18 protein-coding genes are annotated in these 17,354 nt (G+C 61.5%); 1 reads left to right on the top strand and 17 read right to left on the bottom strand.

Going from position 1 to position 17,354, the window contains the following annotated elements; translation table 11 throughout:
• Window positions 1-69: 69 nt before the first annotated feature.
• Window positions 70-1,218: an acyl-CoA dehydrogenase family protein gene (locus L6D74_RS13115; RefSeq protein ID WP_236189442.1), complete on the top strand. Its 1,149-nt coding sequence runs from the start codon at window positions 70-72 to the stop codon at window positions 1,216-1,218.
• A 127-nt stretch (window positions 1,219-1,345) separates the two neighbouring features.
• Here the strand turns inward: L6D74_RS13115 and L6D74_RS13110 are convergent, their stop codons facing one another.
• From L6D74_RS13110 to ccoN (L6D74_RS13030), 17 genes are all read right to left on the bottom strand, one after another.
• A complete protein-coding gene (locus L6D74_RS13110; protein WP_003223345.1) occupies window positions 1,346-1,894 on the bottom strand; it encodes an adenine phosphoribosyltransferase in 549 nt (182 codons plus the stop codon).
• 78 nt (window positions 1,895-1,972) lie between these two features.
• The gene (gene fnr / locus L6D74_RS13105; RefSeq protein WP_039770035.1) at window positions 1,973-2,707 is read right to left on the bottom strand and encodes a fumarate/nitrate reduction transcriptional regulator Fnr; all 735 of its coding nucleotides are present in this window, start codon (window positions 2,705-2,707) and stop codon (window positions 1,973-1,975) included.
• Between the two features lie 199 nt (window positions 2,708-2,906).
• Window positions 2,907-4,289 (bottom strand): oxygen-independent coproporphyrinogen III oxidase, encoded by a 1,383-nt coding sequence (hemN, locus tag L6D74_RS13100; RefSeq protein ID WP_011333280.1) that lies wholly within the window; start codon window positions 4,287-4,289, stop codon window positions 2,907-2,909.
• A 100-nt stretch (window positions 4,290-4,389) separates the two neighbouring features.
• Complete coding sequence (locus tag L6D74_RS13095) at window positions 4,390-5,073, bottom strand: sulfite exporter TauE/SafE family protein (protein ID WP_236189441.1); 684 nt, start codon at window positions 5,071-5,073, stop codon at window positions 4,390-4,392.
• Entirely contained in the window at window positions 5,066-5,278 is a 213-nt protein-coding gene (gene ccoS / locus L6D74_RS13090; RefSeq protein ID WP_064594725.1) for a cbb3-type cytochrome oxidase assembly protein CcoS, read from the bottom strand. Before ccoS ends, L6D74_RS13095 begins: the two co-directional genes overlap by 8 nt.
• A gap of 22 nt (window positions 5,279-5,300) precedes the next feature.
• On the bottom strand, window positions 5,301-7,751 hold the full coding sequence (locus L6D74_RS13085) for a heavy metal translocating P-type ATPase (RefSeq protein WP_236189440.1): 2,451 nt from the start codon (window positions 7,749-7,751) through the stop codon (window positions 5,301-5,303).
• A 116-nt stretch (window positions 7,752-7,867) separates the two neighbouring features.
• The gene (locus L6D74_RS13080; RefSeq protein WP_236189439.1) at window positions 7,868-8,407 is read right to left on the bottom strand and encodes a FixH family protein; all 540 of its coding nucleotides are present in this window, start codon (window positions 8,405-8,407) and stop codon (window positions 7,868-7,870) included.
• Between the two features lie 11 nt (window positions 8,408-8,418).
• Complete coding sequence (gene ccoG / locus L6D74_RS13075) at window positions 8,419-9,834, bottom strand: cytochrome c oxidase accessory protein CcoG (RefSeq protein WP_085649031.1); 1,416 nt, start codon at window positions 9,832-9,834, stop codon at window positions 8,419-8,421.
• A gap of 258 nt (window positions 9,835-10,092) precedes the next feature.
• Window positions 10,093-10,269 carry a hypothetical protein gene (locus L6D74_RS13070; protein ID WP_236189438.1) on the bottom strand — a complete coding sequence of 59 codons (177 nt, stop codon included), beginning with the start codon at window positions 10,267-10,269 and terminating at the stop codon, window positions 10,093-10,095.
• A gap of 161 nt (window positions 10,270-10,430) precedes the next feature.
• On the bottom strand, window positions 10,431-11,414 hold the full coding sequence (gene ccoP / locus L6D74_RS13065) for a cytochrome-c oxidase, cbb3-type subunit III (protein ID WP_039770046.1): 984 nt from the start codon (window positions 11,412-11,414) through the stop codon (window positions 10,431-10,433).
• Window positions 11,411-11,596, bottom strand: coding sequence for a CcoQ/FixQ family Cbb3-type cytochrome c oxidase assembly chaperone (locus L6D74_RS13060; protein ID WP_003175465.1), 186 nt, complete (start codon window positions 11,594-11,596; stop codon window positions 11,411-11,413). The genes ccoP (L6D74_RS13065) and L6D74_RS13060 overlap by 4 nt, the downstream gene beginning before the upstream one ends.
• Window positions 11,597-11,601: 5 nt before the next feature.
• Window positions 11,602-12,210 carry a cytochrome-c oxidase, cbb3-type subunit II gene (gene ccoO, locus L6D74_RS13055; protein ID WP_064594732.1) on the bottom strand — a complete coding sequence of 203 codons (609 nt, stop codon included), beginning with the start codon at window positions 12,208-12,210 and terminating at the stop codon, window positions 11,602-11,604.
• Window positions 12,210-13,652 (bottom strand): cytochrome-c oxidase, cbb3-type subunit I, encoded by a 1,443-nt coding sequence (gene ccoN / locus L6D74_RS13050; protein ID WP_039770049.1) that lies wholly within the window; start codon window positions 13,650-13,652, stop codon window positions 12,210-12,212. Before ccoN (L6D74_RS13050) ends, ccoO (L6D74_RS13055) begins: the two co-directional genes overlap by 1 nt.
• 480 nt (window positions 13,653-14,132) lie before the next feature.
• Complete coding sequence (ccoP, locus tag L6D74_RS13045; RefSeq protein WP_236189435.1) at window positions 14,133-15,086, bottom strand: cytochrome-c oxidase, cbb3-type subunit III; 954 nt, start codon at window positions 15,084-15,086, stop codon at window positions 14,133-14,135.
• Complete coding sequence (locus L6D74_RS13040) at window positions 15,083-15,280, bottom strand: cbb3-type cytochrome oxidase subunit 3 (protein WP_039770054.1); 198 nt, start codon at window positions 15,278-15,280, stop codon at window positions 15,083-15,085. The genes ccoP (L6D74_RS13045) and L6D74_RS13040 overlap by 4 nt, the downstream gene beginning before the upstream one ends.
• Before the next feature lie 3 nt (window positions 15,281-15,283).
• Window positions 15,284-15,892 carry a cytochrome-c oxidase, cbb3-type subunit II gene (ccoO, locus tag L6D74_RS13035; RefSeq protein ID WP_103386395.1) on the bottom strand — a complete coding sequence of 203 codons (609 nt, stop codon included), beginning with the start codon at window positions 15,890-15,892 and terminating at the stop codon, window positions 15,284-15,286.
• 10 nt (window positions 15,893-15,902) lie between these two features.
• The gene (gene ccoN / locus L6D74_RS13030; RefSeq protein ID WP_236189433.1) at window positions 15,903-17,327 is read right to left on the bottom strand and encodes a cytochrome-c oxidase, cbb3-type subunit I; all 1,425 of its coding nucleotides are present in this window, start codon (window positions 17,325-17,327) and stop codon (window positions 15,903-15,905) included.
• Between the last annotated feature and the right edge of the window lie 27 nt (window positions 17,328-17,354).

Raw genomic sequence — 17,354 nt, 5'->3', positions numbered from 1 at the left:
CACACAATCCTGTTGAAAACCAAGCAAGCGCTCGGTTAAGTTCGGCGAACCCTTCCATGGAGTTCGCCGATGCCCGCCTTCCAGGAATACTTCGACCCCAACCACCAAATGGTCCGCGACAGCGTCAGACGTTTCGTCAAGCGCGAGATCCTGCCGGACATCGATGCGTGGGAAGAAGCCGAAAGCTTTCCCCGTGAGCTGTACCTGAAGGCCGGTGCGGCCGGCATTCTCGGCATCGGTTACCCCGAAGCGCTGGGCGGCAGTCACGAAGGTGATCTGTTCGCCAAGATCGCCGCCAGCGAAGAACTGATGCGCTGCGGCTCCGGCGGGCTGGTCGCCGGGCTCGGCTCGCTCGACATCGGTTTGCCGCCGATCGTCAAATGGGCCCGGCCCGAAGTGCGTAACCGCGTCGTGCCCCAAGTGCTCAGCGGCGAGAAAATCAGCGCGCTGGCCGTCACCGAACCGGGCGGCGGCTCGGATGTCGCCAACCTGCAGACCCGCGCCGTACGCGATGGCGACCACTATCGAGTCAGCGGCAGCAAAACTTTCATTACCAGTGGCGTGCGCGCCGACTACTACACCGTCGCAGTGCGTACCGGCGCGCCGGGTTTTGGTGGCATCAGCCTGCTGCTGATCGAGAAGGGTACGCCGGGTTTCACCGTCGGCCGACAACTAAAGAAAATGGGCTGGTGGGCGTCGGACACGGCTGAATTGTTCTTCGATGATTGCCGGGTGCCCGTAGGAAACCTGATTGGCGCGGAGAACATGGGCTTTGCCTGCATCATGGGCAACTTCCAGAGCGAACGTCTGGCGCTGGCGCTGATGGCCAACATGACCGCGCAACTGGCGCTGGAAGAAAGCCTGAAGTGGGCGAAGGAGCGTGAAGCGTTCGGCAAACCCATCGGCAAGTTCCAGGTGATCAAGCATCGCCTCGCGGAAATGGCCACGGCGCTGGAAGTCTCGCGGGAGTTCACCTACCGGCAGGCGGCGAAGATGGCGGCAGGGCAGAGCGTGATCAAGGAAATCTCCATGGCCAAGAACTTTGCCACGGACACTTCGGACCGGATTACCAATGAGGCGGTGCAGATTCTTGGTGGGCTGGGTTATATGCGCGAAAGCCTGGTGGAGCGGCTGTATCGGGATAACCGGATTCTGTCGATTGGCGGCGGGACGCGGGAAGTGATGAACGAGATCATCAGCAAACAGATGGGACTTTAGATTTTGCAGTGAGGCTGCCGGCCCATTCGCGAGCAAGCCCGCTCCCACATTCGACCATGTTCCATCCGGGGAATGCGGTCGAATGTGGGAGCGGGCTTGCTCGCGAAGGCGTAATGGCAGGCGCCGCTTATTTATCAGTCAACGCAAACTGCGTCAGGCAGAACGTAGGAATACCCATGTCCTCCAGACGCTGCGAACCACCCAGTTCCGGCAGATCGATGATCGCCGCCGCTTCATGAACGCGGGCGCCCATGCGGCGGATCAGGTTGGCCGCTGCGATCAGCGTGCCGCCGGTGGCGATCAGGTCATCGAACATCACCACCGAGTCGCCTTCGCACAGGCTGTCGGCATGCACTTCCAGAAACGCTTCGCCGTATTCGGTCGCGTAACCTTCGGCCAGCACGTCCGCCGGCAGCTTGCCCTGCTTGCGGAACAACACCAGCGGCTTGTTCAACTGATAGGCCAGTACCGAACCGATCAGGAAACCACGCGCATCCATCGCACCGATGTGGGTAAAGTCGGCTTCGACATAGCGGTGGGCGAAGCTGTCCATCACCAGGCGCAGGGCCTTGGGCGACTGGAACAGCGGGGTGATGTCGCGAAAGATCACACCCGGTTTCGGGAAGTCGATCACGGGGCGGATCAGGGATTTGATGTCGAAGGAGTCGAAGACCATCGTCGAGGTGTCCTGGCAGGGCTGCAAACGGCGCAGTATACCCGCGGCTGAAACGATTCGCTCGGCCGCGGGTCGAGATCAGACTTCGAGTGAGCCGCCAGCCAGGGCGCAGAGCTGGATCGGGTCGAGGATGTGGATTTCCTTGCCCTCGGCGGCGATCAGTTCGTTCTGCTGGAAGCGGGTGAAGACCCGGGACACGGTTTCCACCGCCAGCCCCAGGTAGTTGCCGATTTCATTGCGCGACATGCTCAGGCGGAACTGGTTGGCCGAGAAGCCGCGAGCGCGGAAACGCGCCGACAGGTTGACCAGGAACGTGGCGATGCGCTCGTCGGCGGTTTTCTTCGACAGCAGCAACATCATCTGTTGGTCGTCGCGGATTTCGCGGCTCATCACGCGCATCAGCTGACGGCGTAGCTGCGGCAGTTGCAGGGCCAGTTCATCGAGGCGTTCGAAGGGGATCTCGCAGACCGAAGTGGTTTCCAGGGCCTGGGCGGACACCGGGTGTTTCTCGGTGTCCATGCCGGACAGGCCGACCAGCTCGCTCGGCAGGTGGAAACCGGTCAGTTGCTCTTCGCCGGTATCGCTCAGGCTAAAGGTCTTCAGAGCGCCGGAGCGTACTGCATAAACGGAATCGAAGGTGTCGCCCTGGCGGAACAGGAACTCACCCTTTTTCAACGGGCGACCCCGTTTAACGATTTCGTCCAGCGCTTCCATGTCTTCCAGATTCAGCGAAAGTGGCAGGCAGAGAGGGGCCAGGCTGCAATCCTTGCAATTAGCCTGGTTGTGAGCGCGCAGTTTAACTGGCTCGGACATTTCTTAAATCCTTGTGGGAAAACACACATAAGGCGTAAGGGTAACCCACTGGAAGACATTCAGGCCAGCCTGTGGCGAGATTGCCCCACCGGCAAAACGCCGCAGGGATGACGGCCGATAAACGTGTCTCGGACGGCGTGCAAGGCACCGTTTCGATGACCGCTATGGATACGCAGCCCCCTGCGTTGTTGATGAAAAGTCAGATCACCCGGGAAAAGCGCTGGCGATTCTGCTGTTCCAGATACGCATCGAACACCATGCACACCGAACGCACCAGCAGTCGCCCGGCCGGCAGCACGGTGATGCGTTCGCGATCCAGTTCGATCAACCCGTCTTGCGCCATGCCCTGCAATTGTGGCCAGAGCGCGCCGAAGTAGCCCTGAAAATCGATATTGAAGCTGCGCTCGATCTCGGCGAAATCCAGGCTGAAGTTGCAGATCAGTTGCTGGATCACCGCGCGGCGCAGGCGATCGTCAGCGTTGCAAACCAAGCCTCGGCTGGTAGCCAGTTGCGCGCCGGCGAGGGTGTTCTGGTAGTGATTGAGGTCGCTGCTGTTCTGGCAGTACAGATCGCCGATCTGGCTGATGGCCGACACGCCCAGGCCGATCAGGTCGCAGTGACCGTGGGTGGTGTAGCCCTGGAAATTGCGTTGCAGGGTCGATTCTTCCTGGGCAATCGCCAGTTCATCGTCGGGCAGGGCGAAGTGGTCCATGCCGATGTAGCGATAGCCGGCGGCGGTCAGTTGTTCGATGGTGCGTTGCAGCATTTCCAGTTTCTGCGCCGGGCTCGGCAGTTCGTTGCCGTTGATCCGCCGCTGCGGCATGAAGCGTTCCGGCAGGTGCGCGTAGTTGAACACCGAGAGCCGGTCTGGTTGCAGGCTGATGACTTCCTCGACGGTGCGGGCGAAGTTGTCCGGGGTCTGCTTGGGCAGGCCGTAGATCAAATCGATGTTGATCGAGCGAAATTGCAGGGTGCGCGCCGCGTCGATCACCGCGCGGGTTTCCTCCAGGCTTTGCAGGCGATTGACCGCCCGTTGTACCGCCGGGTCGAGATCCTGCAGGCCGATACTGACCCGGTTGAAGCCCAGTTCCCGCAGCAGGCCCATGGTCGACCAGTCGGCTTCGCGTGGGTCGATCTCGATGCCGTAATCGCCAGAGTCATCGTCCAGCAGATTGAAATGTTTGCGCAGGTGCGCCATCAACTGGCGCAGTTCGTCGTGGCTGAGAAAGGTCGGCGTGCCGCCGCCGAAATGCAGTTGTTCGACTTTCTGCGCCGGGTCGAGGTGGCAGGCGATCAGCTGGATTTCCTGCTCGAGCCGTTGCAGATAGGGCAGCGCGCGGCCGCGATCCTTGGTGATGACCTTGTTGCAGGCGCAGTAGTAGCAAATGTTCGCGCAGAACGGCACGTGCACGTACAGCGACAGCGGGCGCAGGGCCTTGCGGCTATCGCGCAGGGCGTGGAACAGGTCGAAGGTGCCGACCTGACTGTGAAATTGCACGGCCGTCGGGTACGAGGTGTAGCGCGGCCCCGCCAGGTCGTAGCGGCGGATCAAATCGGTGTCCCAACGAATGGCGTCGAGCATGCGGGCATTCCCCCGGATAGGCTGGCAGTGTGCCGAGTCTAGGGGAGGGCGCGAAAAGGCATCTTGATTTGCATCAACGGCATCAACGGCATCAACGGCATCAGTGGCCCATCAGCCAGTGCTGGTGCGGCCCCGGCAGGGTCCAGATGCCGAACAGGATCACCAGCAGACCGCCGGCCATACGCACACTGCGTTTGCGCAGCAGCGACGTCACCCGCTCGGCGGCGAGGCCGGTCGCGAGCAAAACCGGCCAGGTGCCGAGCCCGAAGGCGAGCATCAGCAAGGCGCTGTCGAGTGCATTGCCCTGACTGGCCGACCACAGCAACGTGCTGTAAACCAGCCCGCACGGCAGCCAGCCCCACAGCGCGCCGAGCAGCAAGGCCCGCGGCAGGCTCGACACCGGCAGCAGACGATTGGCGACGGGTTGAATGTAACGCCACAGTCCGCGCCCAAGGCTTTCGATACGGGTCAGGCCGCTCCACCAGCCCGCCAGATACAGGCCCATGGCGATCAGCAGCAACCCGGCCAAAACCCGCATGAACAGCGCGGCGGGACTGTTGGCCACCGCCCAACCGGCCAGCCCGATCAGCAGACCGGCCGTGGCATAGCTGAGGATTCGCCCGAGGTTATAGGCCAGCAGCAATCGAAAACGTCGGCTGCGTTGTTCCTTGGGGATCGCCAGGGTCAGCGCGCCCATCAGACCGCCACACATGCCCAGGCAGTGCCCGCCGCCGAGCAGGCCGAGAATCAACGCAGACACCAGCAGCGGCGCCAGTTCAAGCATGGGGTGGCGCCTTGTCGTCCGCTTTTGTAGGGTTGGCTTCGTCCACCGCAGCGGTGTGGTTCGGGTCCTGATCGTCGAACAGGATGCTGTGGGCCGGGCCGTCGAGGTCGTCGTATTGGCCGCTGTCCACCGCCCAGAAGAAGATGTAGACGGCGATGGCCACGATCAGCAGCGCGGCCGGAATCATCACGTAGAGAGCTGGCATCTGTACTCCATGCCCGCGCGGCTCAGGCCGGCAGCGGGCGGGTTTCTGACGAGGCGCTGACGGCCGGCGCACTCGGCAGGCGAGTCAGGCGCAGGGCGTTGAGCACCACGGTCAGGGAACTGATCGACATGCCGACGGCGGCCCACACCGGAGTGATCCAGCCGAGGGCGGCGAACGGCAACATGAGGCCATTGTACAGCGCGGCCCACAACAGGTTCTCGATGATCACCCGGCGTGTGCGGCGCGCCAGCGTGAAGGCTTGTACCAAGGCGTCGAGGCGGTTGGACAGCAGCACCGCGTCGGCACTGGTTTTCGCCAGATCAGTGGCCGAGCCCATGGCCACGCTGATGTCCGCAGCGGCCAGCACCGGCACGTCGTTGACCCCGTCGCCGAGCATCAACACCTTGCGGCCTTCCTCGTGCAGTTGTTGCAGCACTTGCAGCTTGTCGTCCGGGCGCAGACCGCCCCGGGCCTCGTCGATGCCCAGTTCGGCGGCGACACTGGCGACCATCGGCGAACTGTCGCCCGAAAGCAGCAGCGTGCGCCAGCCGCGCGCCTTGCACGCCACGAGCAGGGCCGGGGCGTCATCGCGCAGACGGTCGTCGAGGGCGAACCAGGCCAGCGGCCCCTGACGGTCACCGAGCAGCAGCCATTGCCCCGGCTCTTTCGGCATCGATGGCACCGGCGTGCCGCTGAGATCACAGACAAAATCCGCCTGACCGATGCGCAAACGCTGTTCGCCAACCAGCCCTTCAAGCCCTAGGCCCGGCGTGCTGTGGACATCTTCGGCGGCCAGTGGCGCGCGACCGAAGGCGCGGGCGATCGGGTGTTCGGAACGGTTTTCCAGAGCGGCGGCCAGACTCAGGCATTGATCGCTGTCGAGGGCGCCGAGCGGTCGAATCGAGCGCAGCACCAGTCGGCCTTCGGTGAGGGTGCCGGTCTTGTCGAAGATCACCGTGTCGATCTGGTTCAGACCTTCCAGCACATGGCCGCGCGTCAGCAGCAGGCCGAGTTTGTGCAGAGTGCCGGTGGCGGCGGTTAGCGCGGTCGGCGTCGCCAGTGACAGCGCGCACGGGCAGGTCGCCACCAGCATCGCGAGGACGATCCAGAAGGCGCGCGAAGAATCCAGTTCCCACCACAACAGGCCGATGGCGGCTGCGGCAATCAACGACAGCAACAGAAACCATTGCGCGGCGCGGTCGGCGATTTCCGCCAGCCGTGGTTTTTCCGCCTGGGCGCGATCCAGCAGGCGGACGATTGCCGACAGCCGCGTGTCCTGGCCGAGCGCCTGCACCTCGACGGTCAGCGCACCTTCCACGTTCAGCGTGCCGGCGGTGACGGCATCGCCCTTGGTGCGCGGTTGCGGCAGGTATTCGCCGGTCAGCACCGATTCGTCGATGCTCGACTGGCCATCGAGAATCTTGCCGTCCGCCGGCAGCACCGAACCGGGCTGCACCAGCACCCGGTCACCGAGGCGCAGTTCGCTGAGCAGGATCCGCTCGCTCTGGCCGGCATCGTCGAGGCGCAGGCACGAGGCCGGCAGCAGATTGACCAGTTGCGCGGTGGCAGCGGCGGTGCGCTCGCGGGCGCGGCGTTCAAGGTAGCGTCCGGCGAGCAGGAACAGCGCGAACATGCCCACCGCGTCGAAATACAGCTCGCCGACCCCGGTGATCGAAGTCCAGATCCCGGCAACATACGCCGCGCCGATCGCCAGTGACACCGAAACGTCCATCGTCAGGTGACGGGTGCGCAAGTCGCGCATGGCCCCTTTGAAAAACGGCGCGCAGCTGTAGAACACGATCGGCGTGGTGAGGAACAGCGCGACCCAGCGCAGGATGGTGTGCAACTCGGGACTGAGGTCGATGTTGAATTCCGGCCAGGTTGCCATGGTTGCCATCATCGCCTGAAACCACAGCAGCCCGGCGACCCCGAGTTGGCGCAGGGCAAGGCGGTTTTCGCTGGCCAGTTGTTCGCTGGCGCGGTCGGCCTGATACGGGTGCGCGGCATAGCCGATGTGGCGCAGTTCGCCGAGGATCTGGCTCAGCGGCAACTGAGTGTCAGCCCAGCGCACATGCAGGCGATGGTTGGACAGGTTCAGCCGCGCCTCGGCCACGGCGGGCAGGGTGCGCAGGTGTTTCTCGATCAGCCAGCCGCACGCGGCGCAGCTGATGCCTTCCATCAGCAGCGTGGTTTCGGCCAGTTCGCCTTCGTGGCGCACGAAGGGTTGCTGCACGTCGGCGCGGTCGTACAGCTCAAGCTCATCGACCAGTTGCACCGGCAGCGCTTCGGGGTTGGCCGAAGCTTCGCTGCGATGCTGGTAATAGCTTTCCAGCCCGCCGGCGACGATGGCTTCGGCCACGGCCTGGCAGCCGGGGCAGCAGAACTCGCGGGACTCCCCGAGCACGACGGCGGTGAAGCGGCTGCCGGAGGGGGCGGGCAGGGCGCAGTGGTAGCAGGGGAGTGGGGTGGTCATCAGCTAAATTGTCGTCCGGGAGGGCCTCATCGCGAGCAGGCTCGCTCCCACATTGGGTTTGCGGCGTTCACAAAACCTGTGGGAGCGAGCCTGCTCGCGATGCGCGAAGCTCGGCTTTATTTCTTCAGGTCTTCAGCGCCTTGAAGCGGCTCATCACCCAGCAACAGATCCTTGTCATGGTTGACCAGCTCTTCCTCGAACATCCGCCACACGTGATCGTCCTGAGTACCCAGCAACTCCACAAAACGCCGGCCTTCGATCTTGTCGCTCAACTGGCCGATGTAACGACCCGTTTCAGTCTCGCTGCGCGCCAGGACGATCTTGCGATCCTTCTCCGGCTGGGTCGGCGAGATCAGGTTCAGTTCCAGGGTTTTTGGCTGGCTGTCGCCGCTCAGGCGCAGGTCAACTTCGCCGGTGACGTCATCCAGGTGCACGGCGGCGCGCATCTTCAGGGTCTGCGCCAGCAATTCACGGTCCAGCGAACGGTTGATGCCTTTGCCGGCCTCGTAGTAGTTGTCGTTGACCAGGTTATCCGGGTTGTTCACCGCGATGGTCACCATGGACAGCGTCAGGGTCACCGAACAGGCCAGAATCCCGATGATGATCCATGGCCAAAGGTGCTTGTACCAGGGACTTGCGGCGTTTGCTGCGGGCATGTTCAGTTCTCTCAACGATTTTGTGGGCCGATGAATCGGCTCTTGGCTTCTACGTGGACGCTGTCGTCATCGGCATCCCTGAGGATGAATTTCACCTCGTTGGTGCTCGATGGCAATTGTTCAGGCGCGCTCGACAGCTCGACCGGCATGCTGAAGATTTCCCCGGCCGGCACTTTGATCTCGCGTTTGCCTTGCAGGCGCAGATCCGGCAAACCGGCGGCTTCCAGCACGTAGGTGTGGTCGCGCTGATCCTTGTTCATGATCTTCAGGCTGTAGACGTTTTCGATCCGGCCTTCGGCGTTTTCGCGATACAGCACGCGGTCCTTGCTGACGTCGAAACCCACCAGCGAACGCATGAAGAAGGCCGTCACCAGCAGGCTGATCATCGCCAGCAGGACCACGGCATAACCGATCAGGCGTGGCCGCAGTTTATGGGTTTTCTGCCCGGACAAGTTGTGTTCGGTGGTGTAGCTGATCAGCCCGCGCGGGTAATCCATCTTGTCCATGATGCTGTCGCAGGCGTCGATGCACGCGGCGCAGCCGATGCATTCGATCTGCAGGCCGTCGCGGATGTCGATGCCGGTCGGGCAGACCTGGACGCACATGGTGCAGTCGATGCAGTCGCCCAGGCCCTGAGCCTTGTAGTCGATGCCTTTCTTGCGCGGACCACGGCTTTCACCGCGACGCGGGTCGTAGGAAACGATCAGCGTGTCCTTGTCGAACATCACGCTCTGGAAGCGTGCATACGGACACATGTAGATGCACACCTGCTCACGCAGCCAGCCGGCATTGCCGTACGTGGCCAGGGTGAAGAAACCGACCCAGAAATACGACCAGCCATCGGCTTGGCCGGTGAAGAATTCGATTACCAGTTCGCGGATCGGCGAGAAGTAACCGACGAAGGTCATGCCGGTGACGAAACCGATCAGCAGCCACAGCGCATGCTTGGCGAATTTACGCAGGAACTTGTTGGCGCTCATCGGCGCCTTGTCGAGCTTGATTCGCTGGTTGCGGTCGCCTTCGGTAACCTTCTCGCACCACATGAAAATCCAGGTCCACACGCTTTGCGGGCAGGTATAGCCGCACCAGACCCGGCCGGCATACACGGTGATGAAGAACAGACCGAAGGCGGCAATGATCAACAGCCCGGAAAGCAGAATGAAATCCTGCGGCCAGAAGGTGGCACCGAAAATGAAGAACTTGCGCTCCGGCAGGTTCCACCACACGGCCTGGTGGCCGCCCCAATTCAACCACACCGTACCGAAATACAGCAGGAACAGCGCCGCGCCGCCCATCATCCGCAGATTGCGGAACAGGCCGGTGAAAGCACGGGTGTAGATTTTTTCTCGAGAGGCGTAAAGGTCGACGCTGTTGTTTGCGTTCTTGCTGGGTGGCGTGACGTCGTGTACCGGAATCTGGTTGCTCATCATTGCATCCCACGGCAGTGGAAAAATGCCTCGGTCGATGCGTGCCGGCCGGGGTCAAAAAGGGGTGTTGCGGTGGCGCAATGATACGCCTGTACTACCGACGAACGGGTGCGACCTTTGGTCGCGTTGGGGAAATATCATGAATGGTGTAGCGAATGTAACAAAGCATGATGCAGATCAATTGACTATAGACGATCCTTGGTCCCGTTCTCCCGAACGAGCCCCCGGAATGCGCTGACATGCCTGTCTGGAGCGGCATCAAACCAGTTTTCCACCTCCGAGACTGTCCAGCCCGTTGCCTTTACTCTTCTCGGCGCGTTCGACTGTTTTTGTTTTGTCGCTGGCAGGGGCTTCGGTAGGTGTGGCTTGAATTTCCGAATAGGCGTAAAGGAAATCGTCACGGGGTTGAACGCAGTCGTGATCAGATTCTCGCATTGGTTTTCTTCCTTGAGGTCAATGTGTCGAACGACAAGCTACAGGGCACCTCATTAAGCGTCCATCGAGCATTCGTCTCAAATCATGAAAGGTGCCGGAATGCAAAACGGCCCCGCCAATTCTCATTGGCGGGGCCGTTTTGTTTGCTTCAGGCGTTGGCCTTACTGGGCCTCGGCTTCCGCTGGTTTTTCACCGTGGGACAGGCTGTAAACGTAAGCCGCCAGCAGGTGAACCTTGTCGTTGCCTTGCAGTTGTTCCTGGGCAGGCATCTGGCCCTGACGGCCGTAACGGATGGTCTGCTGCAGTTGTGCAAAGCTCGAACCGTAGATGAACGCCGCCGGGTGAGTCAGGTCGGGTGCGCCCATGGCTGGCGTACCCTTGCCCGCCGGGCCGTGGCAGGCCACGCAGTTGGCAGCGAACAGTTTCTGGCCGTTGGCCGGGTCTGCCTTGGTGCCTTCCGGCAGCTTGCGGCCATCCAGATTGGTCAGCACGAACGCGGCCACGTCGGCCACGCCTTGCTCACCGATCACTTCAGCCCAGGCCGGCATCACCGCGTGACGACCGCCCATGATGGTGGTCTTGATGGTTTCCGGCTCGCCGCCCCAGCGCCAGTCGGCGTCGGTCAGGTTGGGGAAACCATAAGCGCCCTTGGCGTCGGAACCGTGGCAGACCGAGCAGTTGGAGGCGAACAGGCGGCCACCCATCTTCAGGGCTTGTGGATCCTTCGCTACTTCTTCGATCGGCATGGCGGCGAACTTGGCGAAGATTGGACCGAACTTGGCGTCCGAACGGGCCATTTCCTTTTCCCACTCGTGAACGCCGGTCCAGCCGGTCTGGCCGTTGGCGAACGCGGTCTGCTTCTCGGTATCGAGGTAGTTGTAGCCCGGCAGCAGGCCTTTCCAGTTGCCCAGGCCCGGGTACAGCACTAGGTAACCCAACGCAAACACGATGGTGCCCACGAACAGCATGAACCACCATTTCGGCAGCGGGTTGTCGTACTCCTCGATCCCGTCGAAGGAGTGGCCGACCGTCTCGTCCGTCTGTTCGCTGCGCTGGCCCTTGCGGGTCGACAGCAACAGCCAGGTCAGGGAAAAGATCGTACCGAGACTGAGGACTGTGACGTACAGACTCCAGAATGTAGTCATTCTTTGTTACTCCTAGAAGCTTGCTCGACGTGCTTGATGGCTTCGGGATCATCCGCGAAGGGCAGCAAGGTCGCGTCTTCAAACTCCGACTTTCGCTTGGGGCTGAACACCCACAACGCCAGGCCGATGAAGGCAACCATCACGACAACGGTGCCCAGGCCTCGAATCATCCCGATATCCATCAGAATCACCGTTTGCTTTTGATGATGGTGCCCAGGCCTTGCAGATAGGCCACCAGCGCGTCCATTTCGGTTTTGCCCTTCACGGCATCTCTTGCACCGGCGATGTCTTCGTCGGTGTAAGGGACGCCGAGCGTGCGCAACACTTCCATTTTCTTGGCCGTGTCTTTGCCATCGAGCTTGTTTTCTACGAGGAACGGGTAGGCCGGCATTTTCGACTCGGGGACGACGTTGCGCGGGTTGTACAAGTGCGCACGCTGCCAGTCATCGGAGTAACGACCGCCGACGCGGGCCAGGTCCGGGCCGGTACGTTTGGAACCCCACAGGAACGGGTGATCCCAGACGCTTTCACCGGCGACCGAGTAGTGGCCATAGCGTTCGGTTTCGGCACGGAACGGACGGATCATCTGCGAGTGGCAGCCGACACAGCCGTTGGCGATGTAAACGTCGCGGCCTTCCAGTTCAAGGGCGGAGCGCGGCTTCATGCCTTCGACCGGCTTGTTGGTGACGTCCTGGAAAAACAGCGGAACGATTTGGGTCAGGCCACCGACGCTGACGGCGATGACCATGAAGAAGGCCAGCAGACCAATATTCTTCTCGACAGCTTCATGCTTCATCAGTGAGCTCCAACTACGGCGATCTTGGCGGCGGCTTCGGCTTCAGCCGGGTTCGAGGCGCGAACGGTGCGCCATACGTTGTAAGCCATCAGCAGCATGCCGCTGGCGAAGAACGCACCGCCCAGAGCTCGGACGATGAAGCCAGGGTGGCTGGCCTGCAGCGCTTCGACGAACGAGTAGGTGAGGGTGCCGTCGTCGTTGATTGCACGCCACATCAGGCCTTGAGTGATGCCGTTGACCCACATCGAAGCGATGTACAGCACGGTACCGATGGTCGCGAGCCAGAAGTGCGCGTTGATCAGGCCGGTGCTGTGCATCTGCGCGCGGCCGAACAGTTTCGGGATCATGTGGTAGATCGCGCCGATCGAGATCATCGCTACCCAGCCGAGAGCGCCGGCGTGTACGTGGCCGATGGTCCAGTCGGTGTAGTGCGAGAGCGAGTTGACGGTCTTGATCGCCATCATCGGACCTTCGAAGGTCGACATGCCGTAGAACGCCAGCGATACCACCAGGAAGCGCAGGATCGGGTCGGTGCGCAGCTTATGCCAGGCGCCCGACAGGGTCATCATGCCGTTGATCATGCCGCCCCAGCTCGGCGCCAGCAGGATGATCGACATCGCCATGCCCAGCGATTGTGCCCAGTCCGGCAGTGCGGTGTAGTGCAGGTGGTGCGGGCCGGCCCAGATGTACAGGGTGATCAGCGCCCAGAAGTGCACGATCGACAGACGATAGGAGTAGATCGGACGTTCGGCCTGTTTCGGCACGAAGTAGTACATCATCCCCAGGAAACCGGTGGTCAGGAAGAAGCCCACTGCGTTGTGGCCGTACCACCACTGGATCATCGCGTCGGTGGCGCCCGAGTAGGCCGAATAGGACTTGAACAGGCTGACCGGCAGCGACATGTGGTTGACGATGTGCAGCATCGCGGTCACCACGATGAACGCACCGTAGAACCAGTTACCGACATAGATGTGCTTGGTCTTGCGCTTGGTGATGGTGCCGAAGAACACCAGTCCGTAGGAAATCCAGACAATGGCCAGCAAAATGGCGATCGGCCATTCCAGTTCCGCGTATTCCTTGGTGGTGGTGTAACCCAGCGGCAAGGTAATGATCGCGCCGACGATCACCGCTTGCCATCCCCAGAAGGTGAAGGCCGCGAGGCTGTCGGAAATCAGTCGCGTCTGGCAGGTTCGCTGCACGACATAGTAGGAAGTGGCAAACAGTGCACAACCACCGAAGGCGAAAATCACCAGGTTTGTGTGCAACGGGCGCAGGCGTCCAAAGCTCGTCCACGGCAGACCGAAGTTCAACTCCGGCCAGACCAGTTGCGAGGCGATGAAGACACCGAGCCCCATGCCAAGGATCCCCCAGACCACCGTCATGATGGCGAACTGGCGGACTACCTTATAGTTATAAGCAGTCGGACTGATTGCTGTGCTCATTCTAAGGTTCCACGGTTTGGGTGTTTTATTAGGATTAAAATCGGCCGCAAGTATGTAGAAAGCAGGGGGTCAATGCAACGCGCCATGACCTGGGTCAATGCTTTCCAACGCTGATTCTGCGGCCTTTCCATGCGCCGCGTAAGGACAAAATTGCCCTCGGGCAAAATGTCGCAGCGGACGAAAAAAGCGAGGGGCCCGGTCGGATGTAACGGGGTGTGTTCGAACGCTCGGTTCGGGTGACGGACGGTAATCGGCACGACAGCCGGTATCTACCGGCCTTTGCGGCCATGTCAGTCAGCCGATTCGTTCAACGCCTCGCTCAGGGTCGACCTGGAACCGGCACGGGCCAGTCCGCATCGAGCAAGCGTAGACCCGAATCCGGGTAACCGAAAGGAGAGGGGGTGAAGGGGTGCGACAATGCGTCGCAAAGAGGCTGGAAACTGCCGCACTGGAAACGTGCGGCAGTCTTGTACGCAATGATTACTTTTTAATGTCTTCAGTAATCAGTTTTTCTGTATTCAATCCGTTGCTAAGGCTGTACACATAAGCCGCCAGCAATTGCACTTTATCGTTGCCCAGCAGCTCGTTCTGAGCTGGCATGTGGCCTTGACGGCCATGGCGGATGGTTTGCTCGAGCTGCGTCAGGCTGGTGCCATAGATGAAACCGGCCGGATGCGTCAGGTTCGGTGCGCCCATGGCTTCGGTGCCCTGGCCGTTTGCCCCGTGACAGGCGGTGCAGGTTGTGCTGAACGCCTGCTGACCCGCTTGAAGATCAGCCTTGTTATCCGCCGGCAGTGGCAGCCCCGCCAGTTCATGACGCACATAGGCGGCGACGTTTTTCACGCCAGTCTCGCCCAGCACTTCACCCCACGCCGGCATCGCCGCCATCCGGCCACCCATGATGGTGGTCTTGATGGTTTCCGCACTGCCGCCCCAGCGCCAGTCCTTGTCGGCGAGGTTAGGGAAACCGAACGCGCCTTTGGCGTCCGAGCCGTGGCACACCGAGCAGTTGGAGGCGAACAGACGGCCGCCCATTTTCAGTGCTTGTGGGTCCTTTGCCACTTCTTCCACCGGCATCGCGGCGAATTTGGCGAAGATCGGCCCGAACCTGGCGTCAGCCTTGCTCATTTCCTTTTCCCACTCGTGAACGCCGGTCCAGCCGTCCTCGTAGCCGGGCAGGATGCCTTTCCAGTTGCCCAGGCCCGGATAAAGAATCAGATAGCCCACGGAAAACACCAGCGTGCCGGCGAACAGCATGAACCACCACTGCGGCAGCGGGTTGTCGTACTCCTCGATGCCGTCGAAGCTGTGGCCCATGGTCTGGTCGACGCTGCCCTTGGTTTCGCCCCGACGGGTGCCGACCAGCAGCCAGGTCAGGCCGATCAGGCTGCCGATGGTCAGTACGCAGATCCACGTACTCCAGAAGGTGGTCATGGCCGGGTACTCCTTGTTTCATTAACTTGGGTAGTGTCGGGTTGTGGTTCGTCGGCAAACGGCAGCAGGCGCGCTTCGGCGAATTCCGGCGTGCGCTTGCGGTTGAACACCCACAGGGTCAGGCCGACGAAGGCCACGAACACCACGACCGTGCCGAGGCCGCGAATCAGCCCCGCGCTCAATTCAAAGACCATGGCTCACCTCTTGCTCTTGATCGCAGTGCCGAGCACTTGCAGGTAGGAGACGAGGGCGTCCATTTCGGTCTTGCCCTTAAGGCTGGCCACCGCGCCGCTGATGTCGTCGTCGTTGTACGGCACGCCGAGGGTGCGCATGGTCTTGAGCTTGGTTTCGGTGTGGCTGCTGTCGACCGGTTGGGTCACCAGCCATGGGTAGGCCGGCATTTTCGATTCCGGTACGACGTTGCGCGGGTTGTACAAATGCGCGCGGTGCCAGTCATCCGAGTAACGCGCGCCAACCCGGGCCAGGTCCGGACCGGTACGTTTCGAGCCCCACAGGAACGGGTGATCCCACACGCTTTCCCCGGCCACCGAGTAGTGCCCGTAGCGTTCGGTTTCGGCGCGGAACGGCCGGATCATCTGCGAGTGGCAACCGACGCAGCCTTCGCGGATGTAGATGTCGCGACCTTCCAGCTGCAGCGCGGTGTAGGGCTTCATGCCTTCCACCGGTTTGTTGGTCACGTCCTGGAAGAACAGCGGGACGATCTGGGTCAGGCCGCCGATGCTCACGGCGAACACCATCAGCAACATCAGCAGGCCGACGTTCTTTTCAATCGTTTCGTGTTTCATGGCGGACTCCTCAGGCCATCTGCGCGGCAGCAACGACGTCAGCAGGCTGCGAGGCCCGCACGGTGCGCCAGGTGTTGTAAGCCATCAGGAACATGCCGCTGAGGAAGATCGCCCCGCCAATCAGCCGCACGACGAAGCCTGGGTGGCTGGCCACCAGGGTTTCGACGAAGGAGTAGGTCAGCGTGCCGTCCTCGTTCACCGCACGCCACATCAGGCCCTGGGCGATGCCGTTGACCCACATCGACGCGATGTACAAAACGGTGCCGATGGTCGCGAGCCAGAAGTGCGCGTTGATCAGGCCGACGCTGTGCATCTGCTCTTTGCCGAAGACTTTCGGGATCATGTGGTACAGCGCGCCGATGGAAATCATCGCCACCCAGCCGAGTGCGCCGGCGTGTACGTGGCCGATGGTCCAGTCGGTGTAGTGGGAGAGGGCGTTGACGGTTTTGATCGCCATCATCGGACCTTCGAAGGTCGACATGCCGTAGAACGCCAGCGACACCACCAGGAAGCGCAGAATCGGGTCGCTGCGCAACTTATGCCAGGCGCCCGAGAGGGTCATCATGCCGTTGATCATCCCGCCCCAGCTCGGTGCCAGCAGCACCAGCGACATCACCATGCCCAGCGACTGAGCCCAGTCCGGCAGCGCGGTGTAGTGCAAGTGGTGCGGACCGGCCCAGATGTACAGGGTGATCAGCGCCCAGAAGTGCACGATCGACAGGCGATACGAATACACCGGGCGTTCGGCCTGTTTCGGCACGAAGTAGTACATCATCCCGAGGAAACCGGCGGTGAGGAAAAAGCCTACGGCGTTGTGGCCGTACCACCATTGCACCATCGCGTCGGTTGCACCGGCGTACAGCGAGTAGGACTTGGTGAAACTCACCGGCAGCTCAAGGTTGTTGACGATGTGCAGGATCGCCACGGTGATGATGAACGCGCCGAAGAACCAGTTGCCCACATAAATGTGCTTGGTCTTGCGCTGCATGATCGTGCCGAAGAACACGATGGCGTAGGCGACCCAGACGATGGTGATCAGGATGTCGATCGGCCATTCCAGCTCGGCGTATTCCTTGGAACTGGTGTAACCCAGTGGCAGGCTGATGGCCGCCAATAGAATCACAAGCTGCCAGCCCCAGAAGCAGAAGGCGGCGATTTTCGGCGCAAACAATTGCGTCTGGCAGGTGCGCTGTACCGAGTAGAACGAACTGGCGAACAAGGCACAGCCGCCGAACGCGAAGATCACCGCGTTGGTGTGCAGCGGGCGCAGGCGTCCGAAGCTGGTCCACGGCAGGTTGAAGTTGAGTTCGGGCCAGACCAATTGAGCCGCGAGAAAAACCCCGAGCCCCATGCCGACGATGCCCCACACCACCGTCATAATGGCGAATTGGCGGACCACCTTGTAGTTGTAGGCGGTACTGATAGAAGTGTTCATGGTTCCCCATCCACGGTTCAGCCGAAG

Origin of the sequence: Pseudomonas pharyngis, from assembly GCF_021602345.1 — a bacterium.
Lineage (GTDB): Bacteria > Pseudomonadota > Gammaproteobacteria > Pseudomonadales > Pseudomonadaceae > Aquipseudomonas > Aquipseudomonas pharyngis.
The sequence above is the reverse complement of the archived record's forward strand: the minus strand, read 5'-3'. Positions and strand labels throughout refer to the sequence as shown.

What these genes read in the sequence shown, in the direction of transcription:
- L6D74_RS13115 (WP_236189442.1), top strand. Translation starts at nt 70, where the DNA reads ATGCCCGCCTTCCAGGAATACTTCGACCCCAACCACCAAATGGTCCGC.
- L6D74_RS13110 (WP_003223345.1), bottom strand. Translation starts at nt 1,894, where the DNA reads ATGGTCTTCGACTCCTTCGACATCAAATCCCTGATCCGCCCCGTGATC.
- fnr (WP_039770035.1), bottom strand. Translation starts at nt 2,707, where the DNA reads ATGTCCGAGCCAGTTAAACTGCGCGCTCACAACCAGGCTAATTGCAAG.
- hemN (WP_011333280.1), bottom strand. Translation starts at nt 4,289, where the DNA reads ATGCTCGACGCCATTCGTTGGGACACCGATTTGATCCGCCGCTACGAC.
- L6D74_RS13095 (WP_236189441.1), bottom strand. Translation starts at nt 5,073, where the DNA reads ATGCTTGAACTGGCGCCGCTGCTGGTGTCTGCGTTGATTCTCGGCCTG.
- ccoS (WP_064594725.1), bottom strand. Translation starts at nt 5,278, where the DNA reads ATGCCAGCTCTCTACGTGATGATTCCGGCCGCGCTGCTGATCGTGGCC.
- L6D74_RS13085 (WP_236189440.1), bottom strand. Translation starts at nt 7,751, where the DNA reads ATGACCACCCCACTCCCCTGCTACCACTGCGCCCTGCCCGCCCCCTCC.
- L6D74_RS13080 (WP_236189439.1), bottom strand. Translation starts at nt 8,407, where the DNA reads ATGCCCGCAGCAAACGCCGCAAGTCCCTGGTACAAGCACCTTTGGCCA.
- ccoG (WP_085649031.1), bottom strand. Translation starts at nt 9,834, where the DNA reads ATGAGCAACCAGATTCCGGTACACGACGTCACGCCACCCAGCAAGAAC.
- L6D74_RS13070 (WP_236189438.1), bottom strand. Translation starts at nt 10,269, where the DNA reads ATGCGAGAATCTGATCACGACTGCGTTCAACCCCGTGACGATTTCCTT.
- ccoP (WP_039770046.1), bottom strand. Translation starts at nt 11,414, where the DNA reads ATGACTACATTCTGGAGTCTGTACGTCACAGTCCTCAGTCTCGGTACG.
- L6D74_RS13060 (WP_003175465.1), bottom strand. Translation starts at nt 11,596, where the DNA reads ATGGATATCGGGATGATTCGAGGCCTGGGCACCGTTGTCGTGATGGTT.
- ccoO (WP_064594732.1), bottom strand. Translation starts at nt 12,210, where the DNA reads ATGAAGCATGAAGCTGTCGAGAAGAATATTGGTCTGCTGGCCTTCTTC.
- ccoN (WP_039770049.1), bottom strand. Translation starts at nt 13,652, where the DNA reads ATGAGCACAGCAATCAGTCCGACTGCTTATAACTATAAGGTAGTCCGC.
- ccoP (WP_236189435.1), bottom strand. Translation starts at nt 15,086, where the DNA reads ATGACCACCTTCTGGAGTACGTGGATCTGCGTACTGACCATCGGCAGC.
- L6D74_RS13040 (WP_039770054.1), bottom strand. Translation starts at nt 15,280, where the DNA reads ATGGTCTTTGAATTGAGCGCGGGGCTGATTCGCGGCCTCGGCACGGTC.
- ccoO (WP_103386395.1), bottom strand. Translation starts at nt 15,892, where the DNA reads ATGAAACACGAAACGATTGAAAAGAACGTCGGCCTGCTGATGTTGCTG.
- ccoN (WP_236189433.1), bottom strand. Translation starts at nt 17,327, where the DNA reads ATGAACACTTCTATCAGTACCGCCTACAACTACAAGGTGGTCCGCCAA.